Below are 11813 nucleotides of genomic sequence, written 5' to 3'. Positions count from 1 at the left end.
GAGGGGGGTAAGCCACACCCGCTGGCCTCTCTACTCTATCAAACCACCGGAATAACGCCCAAAAAACCAAGCTGAAATCATTCAATATTTTTGAACATTGTCCGGCTTGCAACTTTGCTTGAAAAGAATAGCTTCATTCTACTTGATAAGTGAGACTTAGCTTATTTGGTGGGTGGAATGGCCTCATCTCTGCATGCTCTGCTTGGTAAAATCATAAAGACAGGAAATCTGGTCGTGACGGGCCCCGGGGGGCTTCAGGTCTTTGGCGACAACACGGGAAAACGCGTCGCCATCAACTTTACCGATCAGGCCGCGATGGACGAGATTGCCGCGGACCCCGCGTTGAAGCTGGCGGAAATGTTCATGGAAGGGCGGATGGTTGTCGTTAAGGGCGACATCTATGATTTTCTCGCCCTCATCAAAAGCAACACGATCAGTGAAGCTTTGACGTTCGGCATGGTCTGGCGCGGCATGGCGCGTATCATCGCATCGCGCATCAAGATGCATCTGCCGGTCAATCACAACAAGGACAATGTCGCCCACCACTACGATCTGAGCGCCAAGCTGTTCGACCTCTTTCTGGACGAGGACTGGCAATATTCCTGCGCCTACTTCAACCCGCCCGGCATCAGTCTCTATGAAGCGCAGGTCGCCAAAAAGCGGCACATTGCGGCAAAGCTGATGCCACAGCCGGGGCAGCACGTGCTGGAAATCGGCTCTGGCTGGGGTGGCATGGCCATGTATCTGGCCGAAAGCTCGGATGTGGACGTGACGGGCATTACGCTGAGCGAAGAGCAGTTGCGGGTTTCGCGCGACCGGGCGCAAAAGCGTGGGCTGGCAGACAAGCTGCGGTTTGAATTGCAGGATTATCGCTATCTCTCTGCCGCGCGACCTTTCGACCGCATCGTTTCTGTCGGCATGTTCGAACATGTCGGTCCCACGCATTACCGGGAATATTTCACCAAGGCGGCAGAGCTGCTGGATGACAATGGCGTTATGTTGATGCACTCCATCGGCCAGCCCTATCCGGCGCTCGCCACGAATCCCTTCATCGAAAAATATATTTTCCCCGGTGGGTATATTCCCTCGCTGGCGGAGGTTCTGCCAGCGGTGGAAAAATCCGGCCTGCTGGTGCGCGACATCGAAATCCTACCAATGCATTATGCTCACACACTGCGCAAATGGCGCGAGCGTTTCGTGGCGAACAAAGCGGAGGCCATCGCCATTTACGACGAGCGTTTCTTCCGCATGTGGGAGTTCTATTTGGCCGGTTCCGAAATGGCGTTTACGCACGAGAATTTCTATATTTTCCAAATACAGCTGACAAAACGCGGGAATGTAGTGCCAGACAATCGCGATTACATCGCAAAGAACGAAGCGCGATTGCTGGACTTCGAAAAGACACGACCGCCTTTGGAAAAAGTTCTGTTTTGACAGGGCAGGTCACTGTGCCGAGGTGTTTTGCTTGACGCTTCGTAAAGGCCAAGCGTAGAACGCTTGATATGGTTGACCAAGGCGATCTTTCCGGCCGCGTTTCCGACGCGCCATCCAACAATTGGGTCTATCGGATTTTGCCGAGGACGCTATGGCCCTATGCGCAACTGGCCCGCTGGGATCGTCCGATCGGCTGGGAATTGCTGATGTGGCCGTGCTTCTGGTCGGCGGCGCTGTCGGCAAACGTGGCGCAGTATCAGGGCACATTTTCGTGGGGCCTTTTGCTCTTCCATCTCTTCCTATTTTTCGCCGGTTCCGTTGCCATGCGCGGCGCGGGCTGCACTTATAATGATCTGGTCGATCACAAGATCGATATGGCGGTGGCGAGAACCCGCTCGCGACCGCTGCCATCCGGGCGGGTCAGCCGCAAACAGGCGAAAATCTTCATCGTCATTCAGGCGCTGGTCGGGCTGGTGGTTTTGCTATGCTTCAACGGCTTTGCCATTCTTGTCGGCCTGTCATCGCTGATCTTCGTCGCGATCTATCCCTTTGCCAAGCGCTTTACCAACTGGCCGCAGTTCTTTCTCGGCCTGGCTTTTTCATGGGGCGCACTCATGGGCTGGGCGGGTCAGTTCGGGTCGCTGTCGATCTCGCCGGTGCTGCTTTATATCGGCGCGATCGCCTGGACGATCGGTTATGACACGATCTATGCCCATCAGGACAGGGAAGACGACACGGCTGCCGGTATCGGTTCGACGGCATTGTTGTTCGGAGATAAGACACATTCCTGGCTGATCGGTCTTTATGGCACAGCGCTCGTCTTCATCTTCCTGGCATTCGTTACGGCGGGTGTTCACTGGACCGGTTATCTTGGCCTAGCCCTTTCCGCCTTCCTGCTGTTCCGGCAGGTGAAGGTACTGGATATCGACAATGTCGAGCAGTGCCTGGCACTGTTCAAATCCAACAACCGGGTCGGTCTGCTGATTTTTGCCGGTCTGCTTTTGCCACTGGTAACAGGTTGATACGAAAAACCCGGCGGTGTCTTTCGACATGCCGGGTTTGTCGTTTTGTCCGCAACAGTGGAGGATCAGCTGCGGGCGATGATTTCCTTGCCCTGGATGCGCATGGTCATGCCAAGCGATCCCGTGCTGCGGCGCACGAGGAAGCGGGGGCGGCGCTCTGCGAAATAGGAGTGGCGGCGGCGCTGGCGCGTTGCCTTTGTTCTGACATGGCCGAGATGATCTTCCAGCGGACGGGCAACGCCATCGGCTTCTACCATCAGCATGGGAATGCGATAGGCTTCAGACCAGCTGCGCCAATCGGCTGCGATGTCGCACAGATCATGCGCTACCAGAAGCGGAATGCACAAATCCGGGTCGTCGTGGTGAAGTTCCAGCGTCACGGTAACCTGTCCATCACCATGGTCGATGGCGCGGGCGGCAACGCCTTTGAAGGCGCGGGCTGGAAGAGCGAAGGACAGCGGAAGACCGCTGGAATGGAGAACCTTGCGAAGGACTGCGCCGCGCTCGTCGAGCGTGATAGCGATATCGGCTGAACCCTTGTCCTTGCCGTAGGTGATCTGCTGCGGGAACCGCGTAGGGTCGAGCCGGAGTGTCGCGCCTGCCCAATCGGGCTTCAGAACAGTGTTGGTCATCATGCTATCCTTGTTTTACCTGAGAGCCGTTTCATGGTCTCGTCCGGGACTTTTCGTCCTCTGATAGGGAGAAGATAGCGGCTGCTTCTTCGAGACAGCTTAAAAATCGAGGTTAAGAAAACTTTGCATTCCCAAATGGTTAGCAAAACGCAGACCGATAGGGTTTCGAATTCCTGAATTGACACGGCAGCGTTTGCGGCGGCTTGCGTACCAACATCGGATTTCAGGGTCATATGAAGTCGGAGAAAACGCGCTTGCTGTCCCCGCGCGCATCGCCTTGAAAACAGCTTGCGCAGGGCACATCGCTTTCGACAATTGCGAAAGACGCGAAAGCCAAAAATGGGTGGGGATGACGTCTGTGTAGCCCAAAAAAAGGCGGCGCCATGAGAGCCCGGCATTGTTGCCGGGGCGCTCTATTTTTGGACGGAGGCGATAAAACTTGCGCTAGATACTAACGACCTTGCCCGGGTTCATGACGCCCGCTGGGTCAAACGCTGTTTTGATTCGGCGCATCAGTTCCATTTCGATACCGGGGCGGATATCGGCGAGTTCGTCACGCTTTAACTGACCGATGCCGTGTTCAGCCGAAATCGAACCGCCGTAGGAAAGAACGATGCCATGCACGATGTGGTTGATCTCGCGCCAGCGGTCGATAAACTCTGTCTTGTCTGCACCAACGGGCTGGGAAATATTGTAATGGATATTGCCATCGCCCAGATGGCCGAAGGCGCAGATGCGCGCACCGGGAATCGCTTGCAGGACGCCAGCCTCGGCCTCTGCCATGAATTCCGGAATTTTCGAAACCGGCACGGACACATCGTGCTTGATGGAACCGCCCTCCGGTTTTTGCGCGTCCGACATGCTCTCGCGCATGTGCCACAGGGCCTGACGCTGTGCCTCGGAGGACGCAATGACCGCATCCTGCACGATGCCAGCCTCAAAGCCTTGCTCCAGCAGAGTTTCGATCATGGTCTGCGCAGTCTCTGCCGTGTCTGAGGTCGAGATATCGATCAGCGCGTACCATGGGTGCGGCGTTTCCAGGGGATCACGGACGCCGGGAATATGCTTGACCGTAAACTCGATGCCGACGCGTGGCATCAGCTCGAAACCGGTCAGCGCCGCCCCGCACAGCGTCGAGGCGCGATCAAACAACGTCAGGGCGTCTTGCGGCGAGTTGAGACCCGCAAAGGCGACCTGATGCCCTCTGGGCTTGGGAAACAGTTTTAGCACCGCGCCGGTGATGATGCCGAGCGTGCCTTCGGAGCCGATGAACAGATCGCGCAAATCATAGCCCGTATTGTCTTTCTTGAGACGGCGAAGGCCGTTCCAGATTTCACCGGTCGGCAGAACTACCTCCAGACCGAGGCAAAGCTGGCGCATATTGCCATAGGCCAAAACCGCCGTGCCGCCTGCATTGGTGGCGAGGTTGCCGCCGATGCGGCACGAGCCTTGCGAACCCAGCGACAGCGGAAACATGCGCTCGACCTTGTCGGCCGCCTGATGGACCGAATCGAGAATGCAGCCGCCATCCACGACGATGACATTGGCAACGGGGTCGATATCGCGAACGCGGCTCATGCGTTCCAGAGAGAGAATAACGTCGCTGGCATCGCTGCGTGGCGTCTGCCCGCCCACAAGGCCGGTATTGCCGGTCTGTGGCACGATGGCCGTACCGGTCTCACTGGCGAGTTTCATGATGGCAGCGACCTCGCCCGTCGTGGCTGGTTTCAACAGCAGCGGCGAGGCACCTTGATAAAGGCCGCGATTTTCCACCAGATGCGGGGCGAGATCGGCCTGATCGCGCATGGCATTCTTCTCACCGACGATGGTGACGAAACGCTGGATCAGGTCATCGGGCAAAACGGTCATCGTCATGAAATCCTCTGGATGAATGGGTCAGGGGCGCGGCGCGGCGGCACGCGCCAGCCGGTCGTTGATGGCTTCGCCCAGCCCTGTAGCCGGGATGGGCGTGATGGCGATGCTATCAGCACCGCTGGCATCGGCAGTCTTGAGGTGATCGAACAGATTGGTCGCGGCTTCGGTAAGATCGCCGCTGGTGCTGAGATTAAGGACGATGGCCGCATTCTCTTCACCAGCAACAGGCTTGCCACCGAAGCGGATCAGCGCTTCGCCTTTTTCGACGGACACAGCATTCAGCCGCACGGATGCGCCCGGCGCATAATGCGAGGCCAGCATGCCGGGGGCCTCGATGGCGGCGGAGGCCTTTTCCGGACGAACGAGCTTGAAGCCGATGACCCTCTCGATCTCTTCCGCCACCAATCCACCGGGCCGCAACAGGCGCACGGTGCCGTCCTGTTCGACCTTGACGATGGTGGATTCCACGCCAACAGATGCTGAGCCGCCGTCCATGATAAGGCTGATTTTTTCGCCCAGATCCGCCTCCACATGGGCCGCACTGGTGGAGCTGATCCTGCCGGAACTGTTGGCGCTGGGTGCTGCCAGCGGTTTGCCGAAAGCGGCGATCAGATTGCTGGCGAAGCCCTTGGGAATGCGGATGCCGACCGTATCGAGGCCTGCCGTAGCCAGCGGATGAATCGTGCTATTTGGCTTCAGCGGCAGAATAAGGGTGAGCGGTCCGGGCCAGAATTCTTCCGCGAGCTTATGCGAGATGGGATCGAAAACCGCATAGTCCTCCGCCATCGCGATGCTGGCCATATGGCAGATCAGCGGGTTGAATTGAGGACGACCCTTGGTCTCGTAAATTCGGGTAATGGCGGCAGGGTTCGTCGCATCGGCAGCAAGGCCATAGACCGTCTCGGTGGGAATGGCGACGGGATGGCCGGATGACAGCACATCGACGGCGTCGCGAAGCGCCGTTTCAAGGTCTTGGTCGATGTGAATATGACGCGCCATGGATGCTTGAGCCTTTCAAGCGTGCCGCCCGAAGGGCACGCTTTCGCGCGGCATCCTTTAGAGGTTTTCAGCCCGATTGAAAAGCCGTTTGCGCCATAGCTTCAGAGTGTACGGATGAACTCGCGCATTTCGTGGGAGCGGGTGCCCAGCATCAGCACGTTCTTGAGCGCGATTTTCGGGTCGCTGGTGCGAAACAAAAGACCATCGCGATGGATGGATTTGTTGATTTTGACAGTCTTGTCCCCAGCCATATCCATGGCGACGGCAAAATACATGCGCGACTGGCGTGGATCGATATTCTCGAAAAACTGTTCGTCGCCGCACAGTTCGGAAAAGAAGTTGGCGAAGTAGAATGAAAACAGCACCGGCGTGCGGGCATCGAAGCTGGTGCGGGATGCCGTTACATGGCAATAGCCCAGATGCGGGCTTTCCTCGATGGTGCGATGGAACACCATGTGCGGAAAACGAATGGAGTCGTGGAAGGAATTCAGCCGCGAATGGGTCATCTCACCGGCGGCCTGAAGCTTGCGGCCGGTGATTTCGGCAACCTCATCATGCGTGAGATAGCGTGGTTCGCGCGGTATCCACTTTTGTTCGTAGCGGGCGATTTTACCGGTGCGCAGGAAATCCGAATGGGCAGTTTTCGAGCGTGTGGGAGCCAGTTTGCGTGCGCTCGCATCGAAATAGCGGATGTGCGTTCCCTTCTCCATCGGGAGACCTCCTTTTGCCTATCCCCATGTTTTTACGAGAGGGGGGTTAAGATTTCCTTGTTGCGGCATGGTGGATGTTAAGCATTGCGACGGCGGCGCTTGTGTCATATTGCGACGGATTTTTCAGGAAATCGGATATTAAGCCGCTGTTTCATAAGTACAATCACGGTCTGATGTGTTTATGCGGCATGTCGCAATTTGTCGCCAATGCGGAAGCCAATGTCGCTGTATGTGGTGCTGAAGATCGGTGCGAATGGTTAGATCATTGCAGGTGAACGCGGATGAGTGCCCCAAAGGCTGCCCGCGACTTTTCGAGGACATGGCCATGGATTTGCGTGAAACCGTATTGCGCCAACTGAAAAACCGTCGTGAGGGCTTCACGCTGGATCAGCCATTCTACGTGGATCAGGACTACTTCCAGCTGGATATGGAAAACATCTGGTACCGCGACTGGTTGTTCGTGGCGCATGATTGCGAAGTGCCCAAGGCAGGCACCTATCTGACGGTTCAGATCGGCGAATATGCAGTTGTCATCGTGCGCGGCAAGGATGGCACCATCCGCGCCTTCCACAATTCCTGCCGCCACCGCGGGTCGCGCGTCTGTACCAGTCAGAAGGGCCAGTCCGCCCGCCTCGTCTGTCCTTACCACCAGTGGACTTATGATCTGGATGGCAAGCTTTTGTTTGCTCGCCACATGGGCGATGATTTCAACAAGGAAAATTTTGGCCTGAAGCCGATCGCTTGTGAATCTGTCGCCGGTTACGTCTTCATCTGTCTGGCGCAACAGCCGATGGATTTTGCGCCGGTTCGTGCCGAGATCGAATCCTACATGGCGCCGCACCGCATATGGGAGGCGAAGGTCGCCCATGAGAGCACGATCATCGAAAAGGGCAACTGGAAGCTCGTTTGGGAAAACAACCGCGAGTGCTACCACTGCGCCGCCAATCACCCCGAGCTTTGCCGTACCTATCCTGAAAACCCAAGCGTCACCGGCACGGATGGTGGGGCGAGCGACCCTGAAATCGGCGGCCACTGGGCGCGCTGCGAAGCTGCGGGTCTGCCGAGCCGTTTCAAGATCGACCCCAAGGGCCAGTTTCGTGTGGCGCGCATGCCGCTGATCGGCGAGGCTGAAAGCTACACCATGTCCGGCAAGCGCGCGGTGCGACGCCCGCTCTCGGATGACGTGACCATCGACCATATCGGTGCACTGCTTCTGTTCCACTATCCCACCACCTGGAACCACTTCCTGGGCGACCACCTGGTTTCCTTCCGTGTGCTGCCGCTTGGGCCACAGGAAACGCAGGTCACGACCAAGTGGCTGGTGCACAAGGATGCGGTGGAAGGTGTGGATTATGACATCGAGAACCTGACCCACGTCTGGAACGAGACCAACGATCAGGACCGCCGTATCGTCGAGGAAAACGCCTTCGGCATTCGCTCGCCTGCCTATGAGCCCGGCCCCTATTCGATGGAGGACGAGGGCGGCGTGATGCAGTTCGTGAACTGGTATGCCGATTTCATGATCGACCGGCTCTCGGGCGACAAGCAAAAACTCTCGGCTGTCGCATGACCGCGACGAACATGAAGACGACCTACAAGCATATCGACGAGATGAAGCCGTGGAGCGACAAGCTTCACATGCTGGAATGTATTTCGGTCACGCCGGAAACGCCTGATGTGATGACGTTCCTGTTTCGCTCCGAAGGTCCCAACTGGTTTCGATATCTGCCGGGCCAGTTCGTGACGCTGGAATTGCCGGTGGGGCCGGAGCCGCTGTTTCGCACCTATACGCTGTCATCGAGCCCATCGCGTCCCTATGCGCTCGCCGTCACCGTCAAGGCGCAGGCGACCAGTGTCGGCACGCGCTGGATGTTCGACAATCTCAAGCCGGGCATGCGTATCCGCGCGCTGGGGCCGCTGGGGGACTTTTCCTACGTGCGCCATCCGGGCGAAAAATATCTGTTCATTTCGGCTGGCTCCGGCGTCACGCCGATGATGTCGATGGTGCGCGATATGAGCGACCGCGCGCCACAGAGCGACATCTCCTTCATCAACTGCTCGCGCTCGCCCTCCGACATCGTTTTCCGGCACGAACTGGAATATCTCGCCCGCTTCATGCCAAATCTTTCGCTGGGTTTCATAGTCGAAAACTGCGGTCGCACCGATCTCTGGTCGGGGCTGAAGGGCATGGTCGACAAGGCCAAGATCGCGCTGCTGTCGCATGACTTCATGGATCGCACCGTGTTCTGCTGCGGGCCGGAGCCGTTCATGGCCGCCATCCGCTCCATGCTGGATGCCTCGGACTTCGATATGTCGCGCTACCATCAGGAAAGTTTTTCGCCTGCCATGCCGGTGGCTGTTGGCGAAAGCGATTTGCCTGACGACGGTGAAGTGCTGGCTAAAATTGGCTTCACTCTGTCCGGCAAGGACGTGCCATGCCAGCCGGGCCAGACGATTTTGATGACGGCGCGTGCCGCAGGCGTTCGCATCGGTGCCGCCTGCGAATCCGGCATCTGCGGCACCTGCCGTGTTCTGAAACTCTCCGGCGAGGTGGAGATGAATCATAATGGTGGCATTCTCGATGAAGATATCGAGGAAGGCTATATTCTCGCCTGCTGCTCGCGTCCTTTGACGGATGTACAAATAGAAGCCTGATTATACTTGGCTCCATTTTGCAGAATGGAACCAATATCGGATTTTCCCGTTAGTTGGTCATCGAAGCGCGGTCTCAACGCGTAGTTCCATAAACGGAGGAAACTCATGCTGAATTTGCGCAAGACCAGTGTTGCGACAGCTTTTATTATGCTTTTGACGAGCTTTACGCCGTCTCAGGCATTCCAGGTCCCAGTTCCAATGCCGAAGCCTGTCCAGTCGACGACCACAACGACGGATAACGTCGTGCAGGTGCAGTATGACGGACGTCGCATCTACCGTGACCGCAATTTCCGTAACAGGGATTTCCGTAACCGCGACCGCGATTACCGCCGCCCATCCTATCGCCAGGGCTATTACAATGGCCACCGCGGCTACCGTGACCGCCGTCCGGGCTATCGTCAACACAACGGCATGTGGTTCCCTCTGGCAGCATTTGCCACCGGCGCAATCATCGGCGGTGCAGTATCGCAGGGTCGTCCATCCTATGGCAGCAGCCACCAGCAGGAATGTGCGAGCCGTTACCGGTCGTACCGCGCTTCCGACAACACGTACCAGCCAAACAATGGTCCGCGCAGACAGTGCGTTACCAACTAAATCATGATTTTAGAGGAGCCCGGCGAATGTCGGGCTTTTCCTATTGTATTAATTGAGAGCCCATCAAGTGACTGTGAACACACTGTTAATGCTGGGTTCAGCCAGCCATTTATAATCTGAGTAACATATAAATAGACCCCACGTTTTGTGGGTTGGAATACCAAGAAGACAACATCGTTATTCACAATGCGCCGGCAGAGTATCCGGTCGTGGATGGAGGAAATCAGATGCAAAACTATGTGAAGACCATTTGGGCTGCCGGGTTCTCGGCGTTGATTGCTGCGGGCTCTGTCGTGCCAGCACAGGCCATGCCAATCTCTGTTGCTCCACCAGCAGTCGAAAAGGCCGATAGCGGCGTCGTGAACGTGCAATACTGGCGTGACCGTGGTTACAGACGCGACTACGGCGGTGGCTATTATCGCGGCCATCGTGGTTATCGCGACTACCGCCCAGGCTATCGCCATCACAACGGCTACTGGTTCCCGCTGGCAGCCTTTGGCGCGGGTGCCATCATCGGTGGTGCGCTCGCCCAGCCACGCGAAGTCTATCGCCCTGTGCCTGAATACCGTCCGCGTCCTGTCTACAGAGCGGCACCGCGCGCTGGCCTCAGCCAGAGCCACGTCAACTGGTGCTTCGGTCGCTATCGCTCCTACGATGCCTACAGCAACACGTTCCAGCCCTATAACGGCCCACGTCAGACCTGCTACTCGCCTTACGGCTGATCGGTCTCACACCATTAAACGCGAAACGCCGCCCGGCTCCAAACGGGCGGCGTTTTTGCGTTTACAGAATGCCCGCGCGGCGCAAGACCACCCAGGCAAACAGAATGGACGCCACGATGAAGCTCGCCGCATAGACCGTTCCGCTGGTGCCTTCGGTGAAGGGGAGCGCACCGGTGTTCATGCCGAAGAAGCCCGTGACCAGCGTGGGCGGCAAAAGAAACGCCGTCATAAGCGACAGAATATAGAGGTGTCGGTTGGTTTCAGAGGATAGCTTCGAGTCCACTTCCTCGTGCAACAGCCGAGCCCGCTCCTGAAGCGCATAGACGTCGTGATCGATGGATTCCAGACGACCGGTCAGCCGGGCCGCGATATCTTCGAAGCCGAAGGGCATTTCCTCCTCATCGGCCGCAGACGCTCTCCGCATCAACGTCAGCACCGTGCGCAGATGCCGATGGAGGCGCACCACGGTGCGCCGCACCGGTGCCAGCCTGCGGCGCTCATCGCGCGGAGTGCTGTCATAGACGATATCCTCGATGGCGTTCAGCTCTTCGGTGGTCTCCATCACCAGCGCAATCAGGCTGCGCTGAAACTCCGCGACCAGCCCTTCGAAGATATGCGACGGCGTCGAATAGCGCTTGGGGTTCTTGTCGATGGCAGCGCGCAGGCGATCGACGGAGCGCAGCGGTTGCAGGCGGGTGGTGATGATGTAGCGTTCGCCCAGCGCAAAATGCAGCCAGCCGATATCACGCGTTTCTTGATCGAACTCCCGCTGGAAATCGACCAGCGTCCCATAAAGCGCGCCTTCATCCACCACGATGGAAGGGTGGGTTTCATGCGTCGTCAGGCTCGCCTTCATGCTTTCATCGAGCCCTGGCATGTTTTCAAGAAAGCCGACGACGCGCGAGTCGACCAAGTTCAGGTGCAGCCAGAAAAAGCCGTCTTCGGTTTGTAGCTCGGCAAGCTCCACATCCGGGGGTAAGCGGGTGCAGGGCTCCACGCCGGGGCGGAAACGATAGGCCCAGACGAGACCGGGAATGGCGGGGTGAGGAATGTCCATGGGCGTGATCCTGAAACGGCAATCGCGGCAGGCAGCGGCACAAGTCGTCCCGCTTTTGCGATGACATCATGCTGACCAGAGTTTTGTGACGGTTTGATTACAGTCATGTCAAT

General features: G+C 57.5%; 11 protein-coding genes. 6 read left to right on the top strand and 5 right to left on the bottom strand.

Annotated features, from left to right (window positions below; genetic code table 11):
* Window positions 1-177: 177 nt before the first annotated feature.
* Together RRU01S_RS16520 and ubiA are read left to right on the top strand one after the other, a co-directional pair.
* Window positions 178-1434 carry a cyclopropane fatty acid synthase gene (locus tag RRU01S_RS16520; protein ID WP_045231376.1) on the top strand — a complete coding sequence of 419 codons (1257 nt, stop codon included), beginning with the start codon at window positions 178-180 and terminating at the stop codon, window positions 1432-1434.
* A 68-nt stretch (window positions 1435-1502) separates the two neighbouring features.
* The gene (ubiA, locus tag RRU01S_RS16515; RefSeq protein ID WP_045231375.1) at window positions 1503-2456 is read left to right on the top strand and encodes a 4-hydroxybenzoate octaprenyltransferase; all 954 of its coding nucleotides are present in this window, start codon (window positions 1503-1505) and stop codon (window positions 2454-2456) included.
* Window positions 2457-2521: 65 nt separating this feature from the next.
* Here ubiA and RRU01S_RS16510 read toward each other — a convergent pair whose 3' ends face one another.
* The 4 genes from RRU01S_RS16510 to RRU01S_RS16495 form a co-directional block, all read right to left on the bottom strand.
* Window positions 2522-3088, bottom strand: coding sequence for a DUF6101 family protein (locus tag RRU01S_RS16510; RefSeq protein ID WP_045231408.1), 567 nt, complete (start codon window positions 3086-3088; stop codon window positions 2522-2524).
* A gap of 444 nt (window positions 3089-3532) precedes the next feature.
* Window positions 3533-4963, bottom strand: a complete 1431-nt coding sequence (locus RRU01S_RS16505; RefSeq protein WP_045231374.1) for an FAD-binding oxidoreductase — start codon at window positions 4961-4963, stop codon at window positions 3533-3535.
* 21 nt (window positions 4964-4984) lie between these two features.
* Window positions 4985-5962, bottom strand: coding sequence for an L-threonylcarbamoyladenylate synthase (locus tag RRU01S_RS16500; protein ID WP_045231373.1), 978 nt, complete (start codon window positions 5960-5962; stop codon window positions 4985-4987).
* 101 nt (window positions 5963-6063) lie between these two features.
* The gene (locus RRU01S_RS16495) at window positions 6064-6672 is read right to left on the bottom strand and encodes a DUF6656 family protein (protein ID WP_045231372.1); all 609 of its coding nucleotides are present in this window, start codon (window positions 6670-6672) and stop codon (window positions 6064-6066) included.
* Window positions 6673-6997: 325 nt separating this feature from the next.
* On the opposite strand from RRU01S_RS16495, the gene RRU01S_RS16490 reads away from it, so the two are divergent.
* The 4 genes from RRU01S_RS16490 (at window position 6998) to RRU01S_RS16475 (ending at window position 10643) form a co-directional block, all read left to right on the top strand.
* On the top strand, window positions 6998-8242 hold the full coding sequence (locus RRU01S_RS16490) for an aromatic ring-hydroxylating oxygenase subunit alpha (protein ID WP_045231407.1): 1245 nt from the start codon (window positions 6998-7000) through the stop codon (window positions 8240-8242).
* A gap of 11 nt (window positions 8243-8253) precedes the next feature.
* Window positions 8254-9327 (top strand): FAD-binding oxidoreductase, encoded by a 1074-nt coding sequence (locus RRU01S_RS16485; protein ID WP_045231406.1) that lies wholly within the window; start codon window positions 8254-8256, stop codon window positions 9325-9327.
* 105 nt (window positions 9328-9432) lie between these two features.
* On the top strand, window positions 9433-9921 hold the full coding sequence (locus RRU01S_RS16480; RefSeq protein WP_045231371.1) for a BA14K family protein: 489 nt from the start codon (window positions 9433-9435) through the stop codon (window positions 9919-9921).
* Window positions 9922-10148: 227 nt separating this feature from the next.
* Entirely contained in the window at window positions 10149-10643 is a 495-nt protein-coding gene (locus tag RRU01S_RS16475; protein ID WP_045231405.1) for a BA14K family protein, read from the top strand.
* A 61-nt stretch (window positions 10644-10704) separates the two neighbouring features.
* Here the strand turns inward: RRU01S_RS16475 and RRU01S_RS16470 are convergent, their stop codons facing one another.
* A complete protein-coding gene (locus tag RRU01S_RS16470) occupies window positions 10705-11700 on the bottom strand; it encodes a transporter (protein ID WP_045231370.1) in 996 nt (331 codons plus the stop codon).
* Between the last annotated feature and the right edge of the window lie 113 nt (window positions 11701-11813).

Origin of the sequence: Agrobacterium rubi TR3 = NBRC 13261 (assembly GCF_000739935.1) — a bacterium.
Classification (GTDB): Bacteria; Pseudomonadota; Alphaproteobacteria; order Rhizobiales; family Rhizobiaceae; genus Agrobacterium; species Agrobacterium rubi.
The sequence above is the reverse complement of the archived record's forward strand: the minus strand, read 5'-3'. Positions and strand labels throughout refer to the sequence as shown.